Annotated in this window: 16 protein-coding genes and 1 pseudogene; 3 read left to right on the top strand and 14 right to left on the bottom strand. The window is 67.8% G+C overall.

Features of this window, described 5'->3' with window-relative positions; all coding sequences use genetic code 11:
• Nucleotides 1–100 precede the first annotated feature (100 nt).
• The 4 genes from cobO to mqo are packed head-to-tail and all read right to left on the bottom strand — an operon-like array spanning nucleotide 101 to nucleotide 4,515.
• Nucleotides 101–715: a cob(I)yrinic acid a,c-diamide adenosyltransferase gene (cobO, locus tag A5752_RS08470; RefSeq protein WP_067084228.1), complete on the bottom strand. Its 615-nt coding sequence runs from the start codon at nucleotides 713–715 to the stop codon at nucleotides 101–103.
• 13 nt (nucleotides 716–728) lie between these two features.
• On the bottom strand, nucleotides 729–2,576 hold the full coding sequence (locus tag A5752_RS08465; protein ID WP_067084226.1) for a magnesium chelatase subunit D family protein: 1,848 nt from the start codon (nucleotides 2,574–2,576) through the stop codon (nucleotides 729–731).
• Nucleotides 2,573–3,019: a GNAT family N-acetyltransferase gene (locus A5752_RS08460; protein WP_067084224.1), complete on the bottom strand. Its 447-nt coding sequence runs from the start codon at nucleotides 3,017–3,019 to the stop codon at nucleotides 2,573–2,575. The genes A5752_RS08465 and A5752_RS08460 overlap by 4 nt, the downstream gene beginning before the upstream one ends.
• On the bottom strand, nucleotides 3,016–4,515 hold the full coding sequence (gene mqo / locus A5752_RS08455; RefSeq protein WP_067084220.1) for a malate dehydrogenase (quinone): 1,500 nt from the start codon (nucleotides 4,513–4,515) through the stop codon (nucleotides 3,016–3,018). Before mqo ends, A5752_RS08460 begins: the two co-directional genes overlap by 4 nt.
• Nucleotides 4,516–4,703: 188 nt before the next feature.
• On the opposite strand from mqo, the gene A5752_RS08450 reads away from it, so the two are divergent.
• Both A5752_RS08450 and mtr read left to right on the top strand, forming a co-directional pair.
• Nucleotides 4,704–5,687, top strand: coding sequence for an alpha/beta hydrolase (locus tag A5752_RS08450; RefSeq protein ID WP_067084232.1), 984 nt, complete (start codon nucleotides 4,704–4,706; stop codon nucleotides 5,685–5,687).
• The gene (gene mtr, locus A5752_RS08445) at nucleotides 5,684–7,099 is read left to right on the top strand and encodes a mycothione reductase (protein WP_067084218.1); all 1,416 of its coding nucleotides are present in this window, start codon (nucleotides 5,684–5,686) and stop codon (nucleotides 7,097–7,099) included. The genes A5752_RS08450 and mtr overlap by 4 nt, the downstream gene beginning before the upstream one ends.
• Here mtr and nicT read toward each other — a convergent pair.
• The 10 genes from nicT to A5752_RS08395 form a co-directional block, all read right to left on the bottom strand.
• Complete coding sequence (nicT, locus tag A5752_RS08440) at nucleotides 7,096–8,190, bottom strand: Nickel transporter NicT (RefSeq protein ID WP_067084216.1); 1,095 nt, start codon at nucleotides 8,188–8,190, stop codon at nucleotides 7,096–7,098. The two genes, mtr and nicT, sit on opposite strands and share 4 nt — an antisense overlap.
• A 77-nt stretch (nucleotides 8,191–8,267) precedes the next feature.
• The gene (locus A5752_RS08435) at nucleotides 8,268–9,125 is read right to left on the bottom strand and encodes a class I SAM-dependent methyltransferase (protein ID WP_067084213.1); all 858 of its coding nucleotides are present in this window, start codon (nucleotides 9,123–9,125) and stop codon (nucleotides 8,268–8,270) included.
• 56 nt (nucleotides 9,126–9,181) lie between these two features.
• The gene (locus tag A5752_RS08430) at nucleotides 9,182–9,472 is read right to left on the bottom strand and encodes a hypothetical protein (protein WP_067084212.1); all 291 of its coding nucleotides are present in this window, start codon (nucleotides 9,470–9,472) and stop codon (nucleotides 9,182–9,184) included.
• A 152-nt stretch (nucleotides 9,473–9,624) separates the two neighbouring features.
• Nucleotides 9,625–12,483: an AfsR/SARP family transcriptional regulator gene (locus A5752_RS08425; protein ID WP_067084210.1), complete on the bottom strand. Its 2,859-nt coding sequence runs from the start codon at nucleotides 12,481–12,483 to the stop codon at nucleotides 9,625–9,627.
• A 47-nt stretch (nucleotides 12,484–12,530) separates the two neighbouring features.
• Complete coding sequence (locus A5752_RS08420; protein WP_090343693.1) at nucleotides 12,531–12,860, bottom strand: ArsR/SmtB family transcription factor; 330 nt, start codon at nucleotides 12,858–12,860, stop codon at nucleotides 12,531–12,533.
• Between the two features lie 115 nt (nucleotides 12,861–12,975).
• Nucleotides 12,976–13,722: a FadR/GntR family transcriptional regulator gene (locus A5752_RS08415; protein ID WP_067084209.1), complete on the bottom strand. Its 747-nt coding sequence runs from the start codon at nucleotides 13,720–13,722 to the stop codon at nucleotides 12,976–12,978.
• Between the two features lie 3 nt (nucleotides 13,723–13,725).
• Nucleotides 13,726–14,499, bottom strand: coding sequence for a 3-oxoacyl-ACP reductase (locus tag A5752_RS08410; RefSeq protein ID WP_067084207.1), 774 nt, complete (start codon nucleotides 14,497–14,499; stop codon nucleotides 13,726–13,728).
• Nucleotides 14,500–15,864, bottom strand: coding sequence for an aldehyde dehydrogenase family protein (locus A5752_RS08405; protein ID WP_067084205.1), 1,365 nt, complete (start codon nucleotides 15,862–15,864; stop codon nucleotides 14,500–14,502).
• On the bottom strand, nucleotides 15,861–16,631 hold the full coding sequence (locus A5752_RS08400) for a gamma-glutamyl-gamma-aminobutyrate hydrolase family protein (protein ID WP_067084203.1): 771 nt from the start codon (nucleotides 16,629–16,631) through the stop codon (nucleotides 15,861–15,863). The genes A5752_RS08405 and A5752_RS08400 overlap by 4 nt, the downstream gene beginning before the upstream one ends.
• Nucleotides 16,632–16,683: 52 nt before the next feature.
• Nucleotides 16,684–18,051: a glutamine synthetase family protein gene (locus A5752_RS08395; protein WP_067084202.1), complete on the bottom strand. Its 1,368-nt coding sequence runs from the start codon at nucleotides 18,049–18,051 to the stop codon at nucleotides 16,684–16,686.
• 176 nt (nucleotides 18,052–18,227) lie between these two features.
• Here A5752_RS08395 and A5752_RS08390 point away from each other — a divergent pair.
• Nucleotides 18,228–18,501, top strand: a pseudogene (locus A5752_RS08390) (amino acid ABC transporter permease); the annotation flags it as partial.

Below are 18,501 nucleotides of genomic sequence, written 5' to 3'. Positions count from 1 at the left end.
TGCACACTCGTGTCGGCGCGAGCGTGCGCAAGGTGCCGGGATTTCCCCGCGTGTCGTGTGCAAACACGCACGCTCGCCCAACCGTCGGCGAGAGGTGGGGTCACCACTCGATGCCCTTCTGGCCCTTGCGGCCGACGTCCATCGGATGCTTCACCTTCGTCATCTCGGTGACCAGGTCCGCGGCGTCCAGCAGTCGCTGCGGGGCGTCGCGGCCGGTGATGACGACGTGCTGGGTGCCGGGCCGCGAGCGCAGAGTGTCGACAACCTCGTCGACGTCGATCCAGCCCCACTTCAGCGGGTAGGTGAACTCGTCGAGCACGTAGAAGTCGTGGCGCTCGTCGGCGAGCCGCCGAGCGATCTCGGTCCAGCCGTCGGCGGCCGCGGCCGCGTGATCGACCTCGTCGCCCTGCTTTCGCGACCACGACCAGCCGGAGCCCATCTTGTGCCACTGCACCGGCCCCCCGACGCCGTGCTCGTCGTGCAGCTTTCCGAGCTCGCGGAACGCCGCCTCCTCGCCGACCTTCCACTTGGCGCTCTTGACGAACTGGAACACCGCGATGTCGAACCCTTGGTTCCACGCCCGCAATGCCATCCCGAACGCCGCGGTCGACTTACCTTTACCGGGACCGGTGTGCACCGCGAACAACGGCGCGTTGCGCCGCGCCCGGGTGGTCAACCCGTCGTCGGGAACCGTCAGCGGCTGGCCCTGCGGCATACGAACCTCCCTGTCAGGCGGCGGTGCGGACCACGTCGGTCAGGCTGTCCGCCCGGAGCTGGGCCAGCCGCACCGCCGGGGCGCCCAGTTGTTCGGCGAGTTCTTCGGCCAAGCCCAGCCGCACATACGACGTTTCGCAGTCCACGACGACCGCGGCGGCGCCTTCGGCGACCAACCGGGCGGCGGCCGTCCGCGCGCGGCCCAACGGGTCGGCGCCGCCGGTCGCGCGCCCGTCGGTCAGCACCACCACCAGGCTGCGCCGGGCACGGTCGCGGGCCTTCTCCCTCACCACGAGGTCGCGGGCCGCCAGCAAGCCCTCCGCCAGAGGCGTCTTGCCGCCGGTGTCGAAGCGGGCCAGACGCCGGCTCGCGATGTGCACCGACGACGTCGGCGGAAGCAGCACCTGCGCGTCGCGCTGGCGGAACGTGATGACGGCGACCTTGTCGCGCCGCTGATACGCGTCGCGCAGCAGCGACAGCGCAGCGCCGCCGACCGCGGACATCCGGTCGCGCGCGGCCATCGAACCCGATGCGTCGACGACGAAGATCACCAGGTTGCCCTCGCGGCCCTCCCGGATCGCCCGCCGTACATCGTCCGGCCGCGGCCGGGGCGCCCCCGCACCGCGCTGCCGCTCCACCGCAGCCAACAGTGTGCCGAACACGTGCACGCCGTGACCGGTCCGAGCGTCGGGGGTCGCCGCGATCGTCTTGCCGGTGCGGTTACGCGCCCTCGACCGGCGGCCTGGCGCACCCTCCCCCACGCCGGGCACCACCAGCGACCGGGTCCGGAACACGGCGGACGGGGTGGCGTTCGGTCGCGATGCGCCGCCCGAGCTCCGTTGTGACTGTTGACCATTGCCGCCGTCGGTGTCGGGTGTCGACGCGCCACCACCCGGCGGGTCGGGTTCGGGATCGGGGTTTTCGTCGGCGGCGTCGTCGGCCTGCGCCATCGCGTCGTCGAGCTGCCCCGGATCGAGACCAGGGTCGTCGAACGGGTCGCGCCGACGGCGGTGCGGCAGCGCGAGTTCGGCGGCCACCCGGACGTCCTCCTCGGCCACCGTGTCGGCCCCGCGCCACGCGGCGTGCGCGACGGCGGTCCTGGCGACGACGAGGTCGGCGCGCATCCCGTCGACGTCGAACGCCGCACACAGCGCCGCGATGCGTCGTAATTCGCTGTCCGGCAGCGAAACCGAGGCGACCAGAGCACGCGCCGCGGCGACCCGTTGCGCCAACTCGGCGTCGGCGTCGGCGTAGCGCTGCGCGAATGCGTCGGGATCGGCCTCGTACGCCATGCGCTGCCGGATCACCTCGACGCGGACGTCGACGTCGCGCGAGGCCCGCACGTCGACGGTCAACCCGAACCGGTCGAGCAGCTGCGGACGCAGTTCGCCCTCTTCAGGATTCATCGTGCCGATCAAGACGAACCGGGCGTCGTGACTGTGCGACACCCCGTCACGCTCGACGTGCACCCGCCCCATCGCCGCGGCGTCGAGCAACACGTCGACCAGGTGGTCGTGCAGCAGGTTCACCTCGTCGACGTAGAGCACGCCGCCGTGCGCGCGGCCCAGCAGCCCGGGTGAGAACGCATGCTCGCCGTCGCGCAGCACCTTCTGCAGGTCCAGCGACCCGACCACCCGGTCCTCGGTGGCGCCGATCGGCAGTTCGACCAGCTTGCCGGAGGTCCCGGGAGCACCGTCCGCCGCCGCCTCGAGCACCTTGGCCAATCCCCGCACCGCGGTCGACTTCGCGGTGCCCTTCTCGCCGCGGATCAGGACCCCGCCGATGTCGGGACGGATCGCGCACAGCAGCAGCGCCAGTCGTAGGCGGTCATGCCCGACGATCGCGCTGAAGGGATAGGTCACGGCTTCAGCATAGGGACGTGCGGAATGCCGTCCTGCATGAACTCCTCGCCGTCGCGGACGAAGCCGAGGCGGGCGTACATGTCGGCCAGGTAGGTCTGCGCGTCGATGCGACACGGATAGTCGCCGACCTCGGCCAGCGCGGCCTGCAGAAGCCGGGTGCTGTGCCCGTGCCCGCGCGCCTCGCGTTTGGTGCACACGCGCCCGATTCGGAAGCCCTTGTGGCCACCGGGATGCTCCTCCATCAGACGCAGCGTCGAAATGACCTCACCGGTGGAGGTTTCCAGCCAGAAGTGCCGTGTCTCACCGAGGAGGTCACGGCCGTCGAGTTCCGGGTACGGAATGGCCTGCTCCACTACGAACACCTCGACTCGCAGCTTCAGCAGTTCGTACAGCGTCGCGGCGTCCAGGTCACGAGACCAACTGCGGCGCAGCGCAACCGTCATCCCGTGGCCACCGCCGAGGACTCGTCGAGTCGCAGGATGCGGTTGCCGTGCGACCAGACCTCGTCGAACAGCGCTGGCTCGGAGGACAATTCGTGACCCAGGGACGGCACCATGTCCTTGATCTTGGCCTCCCACGACGGATAACGCTCGGCGAAGCAGCGTTGCAGTACGTCGAGCATGGCGGGCACGGCGGTCGACGCGCCCGGCGATGCGCCCAGCAGCCCCGCGATGGTGCCGTCCCCGGATGTCAGCACGGTGGTGCCGAAGTCCAGCACGCCCTTGCCGCTTTTACCGCAGATCACCTGGACGCGCTGCCCCGCGACGTTGAGTTCCCAGTCGGATTCCCGTGCGCTGGGCGCGAATTCGCGTAGGGCATCGATCCGCTCGGCGTCCGACAGCATCAGCTGGCCGACCAGGTACTTCAGCAGTCCGAACTGGGTGAGCGCGACGTTGACCATCGACGCGACGTTGTTGAGCGTGATGGACTCGGGCAGGTCGAAGACGTCGCCCTGCTTGAGGAACTTCGGCGACCACCCCGCGAACGGTCCGAACAGCAGCCAGGACCGGCCGTTGATGACGCGCGCGTCCAGGTGCGGGACCGACATCGGCGGCGCACCGACAGGCGGCTGGCCGTACACCTTGGCTCGATGCGCGGCGGTCAGGCTGGAGACATCGGTGCGCAGGAACTTGCCGCTGACCGGAAAGCCGCCGAAGTTCTTGGCCTCCTTCATGCCCGCCTTCTGCAGCAGGTTCAGCGCTCCGCCGCCCGCGCCGACGAACACGAACCGACTCTTGAGCTTGCTCGTGCGCCCGGTGCGCAGGTTGGCCACCTTCAAGGTCCACGAGCCGTCGGAGTCCTTGCGCAGATCGCGCACCTCGTGTCCGAACTGCGTGGTCATACCGCGCTGAGCGACGTAGCCGAGCAGCTGGCGCGACAAGGCGCCGAAGTCGACGTCGGTGCCCTGCTGCGTCCAGTTCAGCGCGACCGGGTCGGAGAAGTCACGGTTCTGCGCCATCAGCGGGAGCCGCTGGGCGAACTCGTGCTCGTCGTCGATGTACTCCATGCGCGCGAACAGCGGGTTGGTCACCAGCGCGTCATAGCGGCGCCGCAGGTACTTCACCCCTTCGTCGCCGTGCACGAAACTCACATGCGGAATTGGGTTGAGGAAGCTACGCGGGTCGGTGATCACACCGTTCTCCACCGCATACGCCCAGAACTGGCGCGTCACCTGGAACTGCTCGTTGATGCGCACGGCCTTCGAGATGTCGATCGACCCGTCGGGCTTCTGCGGAGTGTAGTTGAGCTCGCACAGCGCCGAATGGCCGGTGCCGGCGTTGTTCCATGCGTCGCTGCTCTCGGCGGCCGCCGCGTCGAGTCGCTCGATGAGCGTGATCGACCAGTCCGGCTCCAAGAGCCGCAGCAGCGTGCCCAGCGTTGCGCTCATGATGCCGGCCCCGATGAGCACGACGTCTGTCTTCCTCGGTTCGTCAGACACTCTCAGCTCCCCCGATTGTCCTGGTGGCCGCGGTATGTTCGGTCATCAGGTTAGCCCGCAGCGGGCGTTCTCAATCCCCTGCGCAGCGCCGTTCAGCGCTTACCCCGGCGGCACCGGGCGCGCCGACTATCGTTGCTGTCGTGCCCGACTGGAAGGCAGATGTGCTGCCGGGCTACTGGCAACACACCATGGCCCTCGGCGCGGACCCGGACGGCGAGGGCGAGCTCGTCGCCACCCTGGTGCGCCGCGGTGAATCCGATGCCTCGGCCACGCGCGCGGTGCTGTTGGTGCACGGGTTCACCGACTACTTCTTCAACACCGAGCTCGCCGATCACTTCGCCGCCCGAGGATTCACGTTCTACGCGATCGACCTGCACAAATGCGGCCGCTCATGGCGCGAGGGCCAGACACCGCACTTCACCACCGACCTCGCCCGCTACGACGTCGAGCTGGAGCGCGCGCTCGACATCATCGCCTCGGTGTCCCCCGCCGAAGTGCTCGTCTACGGGCACTCGGCGGGCGGCCTCATCGTCTCGTTGTGGCTGGACCGGCTGCGCAGCGGCGGGCTGACCGACCGCAAGCGGGTCGGCGGCCTCGTGCTCAACAGCCCGTGGCTGGATCTGCAGGGACCGTCGATCCTGCGGGCCGCGCCGACCCGGGCCGCGCTGGGCGCGGTGTCGCGGGTGAACAAGCGGCTGGTGTTGCGGCCACCGAGCGAGGGCGGATACGGCACGTCGTTGCACCGCGACTACCACGGCGACTTCGATTACGACCTCAAGTGGAAACCGGTCGGCGGCTTTCCCGTCACGACGGGTTGGATCGCCGCGATCCGTCGGGGCCACGCGAGACTGCACCGCGGGCTCGACGTCGGTGTGCCCAACCTGATTCTGCGCTCGGACCGCAGCGTGCGTGAGGTGCGAGATCCCGAGGCGATCCAGCGCGGCGACGCGGTACTCGACGTCGGGCAGATCGCGCGATGGGCGGGATGCATCGGAAACCGCACTACGATCGTGCCGATCGTCGACGCCAAGCACGACGTGTTCCTGTCGGTTCCCGAGGCGCGGCAGGCCGCGTACGACGAACTCGACAAGTGGCTCGACTGGTATCTGGCCCGCCGCGTTGTCCGCGGCTCCGACACCGTCAGCCGTTCTACAGGAAGCTGGTCACCATGACGCACTTCGACATCGCGATCATCGGCACCGGCTCGGGCAACTCGATCCTCGACGAGCGCTACATCGACAAGAAGGTCGCGATCTGCGAGAAAAGCGTGTTCGGCGGGACCTGCCTGAACGTCGGATGCATCCCGACGAAGATGTTCGTCTACGCGGCCGGTATCGCCGACAACGTCAGGGAGGCAGCGCGATACGGCGTCGACGCGCACATCGACGCCGTGCGATGGCCCGACATCGTCTCGCGCATCTTCGGGCGGATCGATCCGCTGGCCCTCGCCGGAGAGAACTACCGACGGTCGTCACCGAACGTGCAGGTTTTCCGTAGCCACACCAGGTTTCGGCCAACCCTCCCCGACGGCCGTTATGCGCTGCGCACCGACGACGGCGACGAGTTCACCGCCGACCAGGTGGTGATCGCGGCCGGTTCCCGGGCGGTGGTGCCCGACGCGGTCACGGACTGCGGTACGCCTTACCACACGAGCGACACGATCATGCGCATCACCGAGCTTCCCGACCATCTCATCATCGTCGGTGGCGGTTATGTCGCTTGCGAATTCGCCCACATCTTCTCGTCGCTCGGCAGCCAGATCACGCTGCTGATCCGGGGCAGCACGCTGCTGCGCGGTCACGACGACGACATCGCGATGCGCTTCACCGACATCGCGTCCAAGAAGTGGGAAGTGCGCAACCATCACGAGCTCGTCGATGCGCGCGAGGTCGACGGCGGCGTCGAGATCACGTGTCAGGACGGCTCGACGCTGCGCGGCGACGCGTTGTTGGTGGCTACCGGTCGCGTGCCCAACGGCGACATGCTCGATGCCGAGCACGCCGGGGTGAAGGTGACCGCGAGCGGGCAGGTCGTCGTCGACGAATACCAACGCACCACCGCGCGCGGCATTTTCGCGCTCGGCGACGTGTCCTCGGACTTCCAGCTCAAGCACGTGGCCAACCACGAAGCGCGTGTGGTCAAACACAATCTGCTCCAGGACTGGGATGACACCGAGGCGCTCATGCCCGCCAACCACCGTTACGTGCCGTCGGCGGTCTTCACCGACCCGCAGATCGCCAGCGTCGGATTGACCGAGAACGAAGCGCGCGCACAGGGATTCAGAATCAAGGTCAAGATCCAGGATTACGCCGACGTCGCATACGGGTGGGCCATGGAGGACACCTCCGGCATCGCCAAGCTCATCGTCGACGACGAGACCGGCCTGCTGCTCGGCGCGCACATCATGGGCCATCAGGCGTCGTCGCTGATCCAGCCCGTCATCCAGGCGATGGCGTTCGACCTACCCGCACAGGAGATGGCGCGCGGGCAGTACTGGATCCACCCCGCGCTTCCGGAGGTCATCGAGAACGCGTTGCTGGCGCTGTGCGGCGAACCGCCGTGGCCGCCGTCGCGACGGCACTAAGACGTTTGCGCCCAACGGGTTCCGACTCGACCGAATCGCCAGACGGCGACGGCGATCAACCATGCGGCCACGAACAGCCCGACGATCATGAACCCGACGGACTCCAGGTTGAGTGACCCGATCGCGGCGAGCGGACCCGACTCGATGCCGAGGCGTTCGACGATGAGCCCCGCAAGCACGATGACCCCGATGAACAGGGCCACGACCACCGACAGCATGGTCACGGTCAGGTTGTAGTAGACCTTGCGGATCGGCTGCAGGAACGCCCAGCCGTACGCCCTGGTCATGAGGACGCCGTCGGCCGCGTCGAACAGGCTCATCCCGGCGGCGAAAAGCACAGGGAGAACGAGGATCGCGTACCAGGGCAGGGTGAACGCGGCCGTTCCCGCGGCCAGCACCAGAAGCGCCACCTGCGTGGCGGTGTCGAAGCCCAGCCCCATGAGGAGCCCGACCGGGTAGAGGTGCCACGGCTTGTTCACCCGCCGCATCAGCGTGGCGAACAACCGCGCGAGAAAGCCGCGCTGTTCGAGCTGGCGCTCCAACTCGGCTTCGTCGAAATCGCCGCCGCGCATCCGCCGGAAGATCTTGGCGATCCCCACGGCGGCGAACAGGTTCGAGAGACCGATCAGGATGAGGAAGGTGCCCGCAACCAACGAGCCGACCAGACCGAGCGTCTGCAGCAGCGGCGAGTTCTCGTCCTGGACCGGCCCGACCACTGCCCGCACGCCGATCGCCAGCAGGAAGGCCAGCCCGAAGACGACGGTGGAGTGGCCGAGCGAGAACCAGAACCCCGTCGACAGGGAGCGGGTCCCCTCGCCCACCAGCTTGCGGGTGGTGTTGTCGATCACCGCGATGTGGTCGGCGTCGAACGCGTGCCGCACACCGAGCAGATACGCGGTCACTCCGAGACCGACGCCGAACACACCGGCCGAGCCCAGGGTGATGTGCTGCGGCGCTACGCCGAAGACGAGCACTCCCCAACCGAACACGTGCAGCGCGAAGACGAAGCCGCCCATGGCGGCGATGGTCGTCCAGTCGGTGCGGTCGAATCGGGTGGGAGGAGATGTCTGCACCTGCTCGACGACGGCCATGCTGCGACCCTAGGCCGCTGCGCCGTTGCCTGTCTAGCTGAACACATGTTCATCTGGCGGCGTCAACCGGCCGCCGATCAGGTCGTGCGCTTGATAGCGGTGATGAGCAGGTATTCGGCGTCGTACGCGGTCCGGCCCGGCACGTCGGCCTGATTAGCTTCGGTGAGGAAGGCCAGGAAGTCGCGGTCCAGCGCTTCGACGCGTTCGGTGTCGTTGGCGTTGAACTTGTACGCCGCGATCGTGGGTCCGTAGTTGCGTTTCCAGTACTCGCGGAATTCCAGCGGCGTGGTGCAGTGGTCCATGCGCACCGTCTTGCGGCGCAGCGTGAGGTCGCTGACCCGGTCCCCGAACAGCGCGCGGACGTGCTCCTCGCTGCCCCACAGCGGCGGCGGGGTCGCCCCCGGCGGTGGCGGCGGCGCATAGGGCTTCATGGTCGCGAACAACTTCCCGATGAAGCCTTCGGGCGTCCAGTTGATCATCCCGATCATTCCGCCGGGCCGGGTCACCCTGATCAGTTCGTCGGCGGTTTCCTGATGGTGCGGCGCAAACATCGCACCGACACAAGACATCACCACGTCGAAACCGTTGTCGGCGAACGGCAATGCCTCCGCGTCGGCTTCCGCCCACTCCAGGGTCACACCCCGCTCGGCGGCGATGCGGCGCCCCGCGTCGAACAGTTCCGGCGTGAGGTCGCTCGCCGTGACGGCCGCGCCGAGCTCCGCGGCTGGAATCGCCGCATTGCCCGAGCCGGCCGCGACGTCGAGCACCCGATCGCCGGGACGCACCCCGCAGGCCCGGACCAGTTCCGGGCCGAGGGTGGGAATGAGTTCGGCGGCGACGGCGGGGTAATCGCCCGAGGCCCATAACGCGCGATGTTTGGCCTTGAGCTGCCGATCGCCATCGCCCGTCGTCGTGGTCGGTTCAGTGGTAGTCATGTCAACCTCCTCGTGGTTCTTTCCCGCCGTCGCCGCCGGTTCGGCAGCGCTCAGCTTCAGGCCGGCCGCCCGCCGGGCCCGGTGGTCCCGGTGTAGTTGCCGTTCGCGTAGTGGTCGGTGTAGGTGACGCCGTCACTGGCCTTGTAGGTGCATGCCGAACTCCTGATGTCGACGGCGACGGCCGTCTCGTACCTGCCGCCGGCCTGCTTGCACACCTCCTTGATGGTGTTCTCGTTGATCGGCTTGCCGTAAGCGCTCGGCGCGACGAGTCCGGCGACCGCGGGCATCGCGAGCGACGCCGACAGCGCGGAGACGACGGCAACACGTTTGAACAGTGGATGCTTCATGGTTTTCTCTTCTCTCTTGATGGTCGGACCGTGGGGGTCCGACCGTTCGGTTTTTGACGGATGAAGTCTCTGAGAGAAGGTTTCGAAGATCCTTGGACGATCGTGAAATCCGCAGCTCACGTGATGTTTAGTGCAGCCTCGGTGAGGACGCGTCAGGACGGTGTCGCGCCGGTTGCGGTGGCAGCCGCGTCGACACCGATCTCCGATAGCGTTGATCGCGCCAGACGGACGGCCTCGACACCACTGACAGCGCGCTGTCCCTGCGGTTGCCTGTCGGCGGGAAGCGGCGAGGGCTTTCCCGCGTCGACCAGAGCGTGGTGCACCGTCGACGCCGCATCGTCGGCGCCCATCCGTGTCAGGAAGCGGGTGATGTAGCGCAGATTGAGCCACTGTTGGCTCCAGTCGCCCACCCGATCCCAGTGGTCGAGCACGTCGATGAGCGCCGCGGCCGCCGTGCGCGGTTCACCGTGGACGGCGCGGGTGGACGCCGCCTCCATCAGGGCGATGCCATGCCACCAGAAGTTCCTGACCGATGCTGCCAGCGCGGCAGCGTCGTCGAACAACACCAGCGCGCGCTCCGGGTCGGATTTCTTGAGCACCAGCCCGAGCGCATAGCGCGCCATCGACCGCGCGGTCGGGTTCGAGGTGCCGTCCGCGACATGGAGCGCTTCCTGCGCCGCGGCAATTCCGTTCTCCGGTCGACGCAATGCGGCGTGACAGATGGCTACGTAGAACAACGTCCACACCAAACGGATCGAGTCGTCATCGGCGCGCGCACGCGCCATCTCGGCCTCGTAATGTCGGAGCGCGGTGCGTGGGTCTCCGTCATAGAGCGCGAGGTCTGCCAGGACGTCACCCGGGTATGCGATGCGCCCGTTGCCTCGGCCCGGTGTGCGACCGGCGGCCAATTCGGCGAGTGCGCGCGCGTTTTCGGATTCGCCGCGGTTCCATGCACCACGTGCCGCGAAGCCGACGGCGGCCGCGTACAAAGGGTGCGCGGGATCGGCCAGCTCGACGATCCGCTCCGCCCAGCCGGCGGACTCGTATCCGATTCGCAGATGCATGGTTTCGGACAACGAGGTGACCAACCGCATCGCGGTGTCGATGTCTCCGGCGGCGACGGAGTGTTCGAATGCGGTCCGGATGTTGTCGTAGTCGGGCAGCATCCGATCCACCCACCCGGCCTCGTCGGGCCCGTGCATTTCAGCGGCCGCAGTTTGCGCCAGATCGGTGTAGTAGCGGGCGTGGCGTTTCGTCACGTCGTGATCGACACCCATTTTCTGCAACCGATTTCGGCCGTAGGCCCGCAGCGTCTCGAGCATCGCGTAACGCGTGTTCCCGGCGCCCGCACGGCGCGTCACCATCGACTTGTCGAGAAGCCCGGTGAGCAGATCGAGAGTGTCGTCCTCGTCACCCGTCCCGCACACGCCGTGTACCGCGGCCAGATCGAAACCGCCCGCGAAAACCGACAACCGGATGAACAGATCCTGTTCGGATTCCGTCAGCAGCTGATACGACCAGTCGATCGTGGCGGTAAGGCTCTGTTGCCGAGGGAGCGCGTCCCGGGCACCGCCGCTGAGCAACCGCAGGCTGTCCAGCCTGCGCGCGACATCGAGGCTGCTCATCGCCCGCATTCTTGCGGCGGCCAGTTCGATCGCCAGTGGCAGACCGTCGAGACGACGACAGATCTCGGCGACGGCGCCCGCCGGCTCGCTTTCGAGCTCGAAGTCGGGTCTGCCCGAGCGCGCCCGTTCGGTGAACAGCCGGACGCCGTCATCAACAGACAGCGGTGGCACCGGCAGAAGCATCTCACCTTCGACATTGAGCGCTTCGCGACTTGTCGTCAGCACCACCACTTCTGGGCAGTGGCGCACCATTCGGTCTGCCAACCGTGCAGCGGAGTCCAGCACGTGCTCGCAATTGTCCAGCAGCACAAGCAGTTTGCGAGATCGCAGATATTCGATCACGGTGGTCTCGATGTCGAGGCCCTGCTGCTGCTGTAAGCGCAGAGCCACCGCAACGGCGTGCGCGACGGCCGCTTCGTCCTCGACGGGTGCGAGCTCGCAGACCCACGCCCCGTCGGGGAAACCGTCCGCGGATCTAGACGCCGCTTCGAGCGCCAACCGCGTCTTGCCGACGCCACCGACGCCGATCAACGTGATGAGCGGTCCGCCGCTCAACGCATCGACAACCCGACGTAAGTCGTCGTCGCGGCCGATGAGGCTGGTGGCGCGCCTGGGCACGGTGTTGGGCTTCGCGGCGGCAATGCCGACCGGTGGCTGCACCGGATCGCCCTCGAGTATCTCCTGGTGCACCTGCCGCAGCGCCGGTCCTGGCTCCACGCCCAGTTCGTCGACCAGCCGACTTCGCATCGTCCGGAAAGTATTCAGCGCATCAACCTGGCGACCACACCGGTACTGCGCAAGCATCAATTGGCTCGCCAATCGCTCGTCGAGCGGATGGTCGCGCAGCAGGGACGTCAACAGCGGAATCAGCTCCCCGTGCCGACCGATCCGCAGCCTGATGTCGTTGTGGTCCAGTGCAGCGGCCAGGCGTTCAGCCTGCAATCCACGCCGGACGTCGTCCAGCCACGGCGTCTCCAGGGTCGCGAACGGTTCACCGCGCCACAGCGTCAGCGCCTCGGCGAACAGCGCATCGGCCCGGCCGGGATCGGCCGTCGCGCGCGCCTGTGCGACGAGGTCGCGGAACAGGTGCACATCCACCGTCGTCGGATCCGCGCTGAGCACGTACCCGCCTGGGCCGCGGGTGATTTCGAAACCGCCGGCCAGGAGATGCCGGAGCCGGGAAACGTATGCGGCCAACGCGTTTCGGGCGCGGTGCGGCGGGTCGTCTGCCCACACACGGTCGATCAGCTCGTCGGATGGCACCGGGCGGTTGACGTCGACCAGAAGCGCCGCCAGGACGCAGCGCTGGCGGGACGGGCCGATCTCGACCCGCGCGCCGTCCACGTGGGCCTCGACGTCGCCGAGTAAACGGAACTGCACCGCCACGGCATACAGCTTTCACCAGGTCAGCGTGTATGGGGCGGAAAACGGCGTCAGCCGTGCCGGGCGCCGATCCAGTGCAGCAGGTCGTGCACGATCTCGTCGTCGAGGCGGTAGCTGACCCCCCGTCCCACGCGGGTCGCGCTGACCCAGCCCTGCTGGCGCAACACGCGAAGCGCTTGCGAGACGGCGTTTTCTGAGCGGCCGAGCGCGGAGGCCAGGTCCCCGACCCGGATTCCCGGGACGCGGTGCAATGTGAGCAGGATTTCCAGCCTGTGCGGGTCGGACAGCAGGTCGAACCGCTGAGTCCAGCTGGCGGTGTCGACGTCGGCCAGCGCCGACGCCGCGCGTTCGACGTCCACCTGGCCGACGGGCTCGTTCACGGGACTCAATGTAACGCCGATGTGCACGTTCGAGGGTGCTTGACCGTGCGCGAATGTCGGAAATCCGGCGGCGTGTCGTCAGCAAACACGCACGCTCGCACAAGAAGGGCGGACCTTAGGCAAGGAAGCCGTGCAGCAGCGCGGCCGAGCCCTCGACGTGCGCCCGCATCGCCGACGCCGCACCGTCCGCGTCGCCGGCGAGGATCGCCATGACGATCGCCTCGTGCTGCTCGTCGGAGTGGGCGATGTTTCGGGGCAGCAACGGGATCTGGTCGAGCAGCGCGTTGAGCCGCATCCTGTTCTCCGCCAGCAGCGGCACCAGTGACGGTGAGCCGGCCGCCTCGGCTATCGCCAGATGCAGACGCGAGTCGAGCCGCCGGTAGTCATCCGGGGCGGCGCCGCGGACGTCGCCCAGCCGCAGCCACAGTTGTTCGCGCTCGGCGGCGGTCAGCGTTCGGCTGGCGGCCATGTGCGCGGCACCGACTTCGAGGATCTCGCGCAGACGCAGCGCATCGTCGATGTCCGCACGCGTCACTTCGTCGTTTCCGGTGATGGGCGTGGGCAGTTCGTCGGCGAGGAACGTCCCGCCGTAGCGCCCCCGCCGCGACACCAGATAGCCGGCGTCGGACAGCGACTTGATGGCCTCGCGCACGGTGTCGCGGCTGACGCCGAGCCGCGAGGCGAGTTCCCGTTCGGGCGGCAGGCATTCACCCGGTTGCAGCACCCCGAGCCGGATGGTCTGCAGCAGCCGCCCGACGGTGTCCTCGAAGGCGTTGCCGCCACGCACGGGGCGCAGCAGCGCCTCGGCCGCCTCCGCGGTGAGCGCCGCGGGTGCCACCGGTCCGTCCGGGTCGGCCGACATGGTTTACAGCGGAGTAACGTAGTGGCCGCTGATGCCGCCGTCGACGAGGAACGACGAGGCGGTGATGAACGACGCGTCGTCGCTGGCGAGGAACGCCACCGCGGCGGCGAGTTCGTCGGGTTCGGCGAAGCGGCCCACCGGGATGTGCACCAGCCGCCGCGCGGCCCGTTCGGGATCCTTGGCGAACAGCTCCTGCAGCAGCGGGGTGTTGACCGGTCCCGGGCACAACGCGTTGACCCGGATGCCCTGCCGCGCGTACTGCACGCCGAGCTCACGCGACATCGCCAGCACACCACCCTTTGACGCGGTGTAGGAGATCTGCGAGGTGGCCGAACCCATCACCGCCACAAAGGAAGCGGTGTTGACGATCGAACCCTTCTGCTGCGGCACCATGTGGCGCAGCGCCGCCTTGCAGCAGAAGAACACCGATTTGAGGTTGACGTCCTGCACCCGCTGCCACGCGTCGATGCCGGTGTCCTCGATCAGATCGTCCTCGGGCGGGCTGATGCCGGCGTTGTTGAAAGCGATGTCGACCGAGCCGTAGGTCTCGGCCGCGGTGTCGAACAGCGTGTCGACCGCGACCTGGTCGGACACGTCGACCTGGACGAAGGTGCCGTTGAGGTCGTCGGCGACGGTCTTTCCCGCCGCCGGGTCGATGTCACCGATGACGATGGTCGCGCCCTCGGCCTTCATCCGCTTGGCGCTGGCCAGGCCGATGCCGCTGGCGCCGCCGGTGATGACGGCGACCTTTCCCGCCAACCGTTGGGTGAGATCCATCTAGGCCTCCTGCACTGCGAAGAACACGTTCTTGGTTTCGGTGAACGACAGCGGCGCGTCCGGTCCGAGTTCGCGGCCGAGGCCGGACTGTTTGAAGCCGCCGAACGGCGTGTTGTAGCGCACCGACGAATGCGAATTGACCGACAGGTTGCCCGATTCCACCGCCCGCGAGACCCGCATCGCCCGCGACAGGTTCTCGGTCCAGATCGACCCGGACAGCCCGTAGGGGGTGTCGTTGGCGAGCGCGATCGCGTCGGCCTCGTCCTCGAACGGCAGCACGGTGACCACGGGGCCGAAGATCTCCTCGCGCACCGCGCGATCGGTGCGCTGCGGCGTCAGTACCGTCGGTGGGAACCAGTATCCGGGTCCCGACGGCGCCGACCCGCGGAACGCGACGGGCGCGTCGTCGGGCACGAAAGAGGCGACGGTGTTCCAGTGCGCCTTGGACACCAGCGGACCCATCTCGGTGTCCTTGGCGCCCGGGTCGCCGACCACGACGCCCTTGACGGCGGGTTCGAACAACTCCATGAACCGGTCGTAGACGTTGCGCTGCACCAGGATCCGGCTGCGCGCACAGCAGTCCTGGCCGGCATTGTCGAACACGCCGTACGGGGCGGTGGCCGCGGCCTGCTCGAGATCGCAGTCGTCGAAGACGATGTTGGCGCTCTTACCGCCCAACTCGAGGGTCACGCGCTTGACCTGTTTGGCGGCGCCGGCCATGACCCGGGTGCCGACCTCGGTCGAACCAGTGAACACGACCTTGCGCACGTCGGGGTGCGAGACGAAGCGCTCGCCGACCACCGATCCTTTGCCGGGCAACACACAGAAGAGATCGGCGGGGATGCCCGCCTCGACGGCCAACTCGCCCAGCCGGATCGTGGTCAGCGGCGTCCATTCGGCGGGTTTGATCAGCACCGCGTTGCCCGCCGCGAGCGCGGGCGCGAAACCCCAGGAGGCGATCGTCATCGGGAAGTTCCACGGCGTGATGATGCCGACCACGCCGAGCGGTTCGTTGAACGTGACATCGACGCCGCCTGCGACGGGAATCTGCTTGCCGGACAGGCGTTCCGGTGTGGCGGAGTAGAACTGCAGCACATCGCGGACGTGGCCGGCCTCCCATTCGGCGTTGCCGATCGGGTGCCCGGAGTTCGCCACTTCCAGAGCGGCCAACTCGCCGATGTGCGTATCGACCGTCGCGGCGAAGGCGCGCAGCGCGGCCGCCCGTTCGGCGGGTGCGCGCCGGGCCCAGTCCCGTTGCGCCGCTTTGGCTCGCGCCACCGCATCGTCGACGCCGGCCTCGTCGGTCTGCTCGACGGTGCGCAGCAGCTCTTCGGTAGCCGGGTTGATCACGTCGGATGTGCTCAAGCGTTTGCCCTTTCCTTCGCATATGCGTCCGCCGCCTCGACCACCGCGGCGAACAGCCGCAGATCGTCGAGGCGCTCCTCGGGATGCCACTGCACGGCCAGCACGAAGGACTCGCCGGGCAGCTCGACCGCCTCGATGACGCCGTCGTCGTCCTGCGCGCTGATCACCAGGCCGTCGCCGAGTTCGTCGATCGCCTGGTGGTGATAACACTGTGCGTCCGACGACTCGCCGATGAGCCCGGCCAGCCGCGTGCCCGGCACCGTACGCACCGTCGACGTGGTGAACACCGCGTTGCCCTGCTGATGGCGGTTGTGCCCGATGACGTCGGGCAGGTGCTGGTGCAGCGTGCCGCCGAGCGCGACGTTGAGCACCTGTGCGCCGCGGCAGATGCCCAGCACCGGCATGCCACGCCGCATCGCACCGCGCACCAACGCGAACTCGAACCGGTCGCGTCGCCGGTTGTCCTCGGTGTCGCGGTCGGTGGCCGGATGCGGCTCCTGGCCGTAGTGCGCAGCCACGACGTCGCGCCCGCCGGTGATGATGACGCCGTCGAGGCCGTCGAGGACGCGGTCGGCGATGGCATCGTCGACCTGTTGCGGCGGGAGCAGCACCGAGATGCCGCCCGCCAGTTCCACACCCTCGAAGTAGATCGCGGGCAGGAAGCTCGCCCGCACGTCCCACACGCCGGTCTGCGCCTGCTGCAGGTAGGTCGTCAACCCGAGCACTGGGCGCGATTTTTCTTCGCGAACAGACGCGAAACTGCCCATTTCGCCGCCATTTTGGTCAGGTTTGCGTCTGCTCGCCGGAGACGCCGGGAGACTAGAGCCGCTCAAAGCCGCGCATCCTTTCCCAGTCCGTGACGGCGGAGTTGAACGCGGTCAGCTCGACGCGGGCGTTGTTGAGGTAGTGCTCGACCACCTCGTCGCCGAACGCGGCGCGCGCGACCTCGGACTTCTCGAACAGCGACGCGGCTTCGGTCAGCGTGGTCGGAAGGCGTTCGGCGCCAGTGGTGTACGCGTTACCCTCCGTCGGCTCGGGCAACTCGAGTTCGCGTTCGATGCCGTACAGGCCGCCGGCGATCAACGCCGAAACCGCCAGGTACTGGTTGACGTCGCCGCCCGGCGCCCGGTTCTCCATCCGCATACCGTGGCCGTGGCCGACGACCCGCAGCGCGCAGGTCCGATTGTCGAGGCCCCACGCGATCGCGGTCGGGGCGAAGCTGCCGTCGACAAACCGCTTGTAGGAGTTGATGTTCGGCGCGTAGAACAGTGTCAGCTCGCGCAGCGTGGCCAGTTGGCCGGCGACGAAGCTGCGGAACATCGGCGACATGCCCAGCGGATCGCTGTCGTCGGCGAACACCGCCGCACCGTCGGAACCCCGCAGCGAGATGTGCACGTGGCAGCTGTTGCCCTCGCGCTCATCGAATTTCGCCATGAAGGTCAGGCTCTTGCCATGCTGGTCGGCGATCTCCTTGGCGCCGTTCTTGTAGATCGTGTGGTTGTCGCATGTGACCCGCGCATGGTCGAAGCGGAACGCGATCTCCTGCTGGCCGAGGTTGCACTCGCCCTTGACGCCTTCGCAGTACATGCCCGCGCCGGCCATGCCGAGCCGAATGTCGCGCAGCAGCGGTTCCATTCGCGTCGAGCCCAGCATCGCGTAGTCGACGTTGTAGTCCGAGGCCGCCGTCATGTCCCGGTACCCCTTGGCCCACGCGTCGCGGAACCCGTCGTCGAACACCATGAACTCGAGTTCGGTCCCGACGTAGGGCACCAGGCCGCGTTCGGCGAGCCGGTCGATCTGCCGGTTGAGAATGCTGCGCGGCGCCTGCTGCACCGGGCTGCCGTCGTGCCAACCGAGATCGGCCATCACCATCGCGGTTCCCGGCAGCCACGGAATCAGCCGCAACGTCGAGAAGTCCGGCGTCATCACCATGTCGCCGTAGCCGGTCTCCCAGCTCGACATCGAGTAGCCGGCGACCGTGTTCATGTCGACGTCGACGGCCAGCAGGTAGTTACAACACTCGGCGCCGTGCTCGGCGACCTCTTCGACGAACAATCGGCCCGACACCCGTTTGCCGGTCAGCCTGCCCTGCATGTCACAGAACGCGACGATCACCGTGTCGATGTCGCCGGCGGCGACCATGCGCTCGAGATCGGCCTGCGACAACATGCCCGTTGCGACGCTCATCGGTGGTGGGGCCTTTCCTTCAACGGCGCGAGATTGCGGGTAGTCAACCATTGGATCGGGCTCGCTCCGACGTTCGCCCAAGTCTTTTACACAAATGTCACTTCCAAAGGTAGGACACCAGACCTTTGCAAGCTTATTCTCCTCATGCCTCATCACCGCAAGAAGGAGCCGAATCGGTGGCCCAAGACCAGGCGCAGGACAAGATGAAGAGCTCGGGTGGCGTCACCTACAGCCAGGCCGGCGACGGCTACTTCGAGAAGCGGCAACTCAAGCGGACTGCCGGGTTCTGGGGTCTGTGGGGCATCGGCATCGCCGCGGTCATCTCCGGCGACTTCTCCGGATGGAACTTCGGTATCGGCGCCGCCGGCTGGGGCGGCCTGGCCATCGCGTCGATCCTGATCGTCGTCATGTACTTCGGCATGCTCTTCTCGATCGGCGAGATGTCGGCCG

Origin of the sequence: Mycobacterium sp. 852002-51961_SCH5331710 (genome assembly GCF_001665535.1) — a bacterium.
Classification (GTDB): domain Bacteria; phylum Actinomycetota; class Actinomycetes; order Mycobacteriales; family Mycobacteriaceae; genus Mycobacterium.
Note: the sequence above shows the minus strand (reverse complement) of the source record. Positions and strands in the feature narration are given on the sequence as shown.

Excerpts from the sequence above, each read along its gene's own strand:
- cobO (WP_067084228.1), bottom strand. The coding sequence starts at position 715 with ATGCCGCAGGGCCAGCCGCTGACGGTTCCCGACGACGGGTTGACCACC.
- A5752_RS08460 (WP_067084224.1), bottom strand. The coding sequence starts at position 3,019 with ATGACGGTTGCGCTGCGCCGCAGTTGGTCTCGTGACCTGGACGCCGCG.
- A5752_RS08450 (WP_067084232.1), top strand. The coding sequence starts at position 4,704 with ATGGCCCTCGGCGCGGACCCGGACGGCGAGGGCGAGCTCGTCGCCACC.
- mtr (WP_067084218.1), top strand. The coding sequence starts at position 5,684 with ATGACGCACTTCGACATCGCGATCATCGGCACCGGCTCGGGCAACTCG.
- nicT (WP_067084216.1), bottom strand. The coding sequence starts at position 8,190 with ATGGCCGTCGTCGAGCAGGTGCAGACATCTCCTCCCACCCGATTCGAC.
- A5752_RS08435 (WP_067084213.1), bottom strand. The coding sequence starts at position 9,125 with ATGACTACCACTGAACCGACCACGACGACGGGCGATGGCGATCGGCAG.
- A5752_RS08430 (WP_067084212.1), bottom strand. The coding sequence starts at position 9,472 with ATGAAGCATCCACTGTTCAAACGTGTTGCCGTCGTCTCCGCGCTGTCG.
- A5752_RS08415 (WP_067084209.1), bottom strand. The coding sequence starts at position 13,722 with ATGTCGGCCGACCCGGACGGACCGGTGGCACCCGCGGCGCTCACCGCG.
- A5752_RS08410 (WP_067084207.1), bottom strand. The coding sequence starts at position 14,499 with ATGGATCTCACCCAACGGTTGGCGGGAAAGGTCGCCGTCATCACCGGC.
- A5752_RS08400 (WP_067084203.1), bottom strand. The coding sequence starts at position 16,631 with ATGGGCAGTTTCGCGTCTGTTCGCGAAGAAAAATCGCGCCCAGTGCTC.
- A5752_RS08395 (WP_067084202.1), bottom strand. The coding sequence starts at position 18,051 with ATGAGCGTCGCAACGGGCATGTTGTCGCAGGCCGATCTCGAGCGCATG.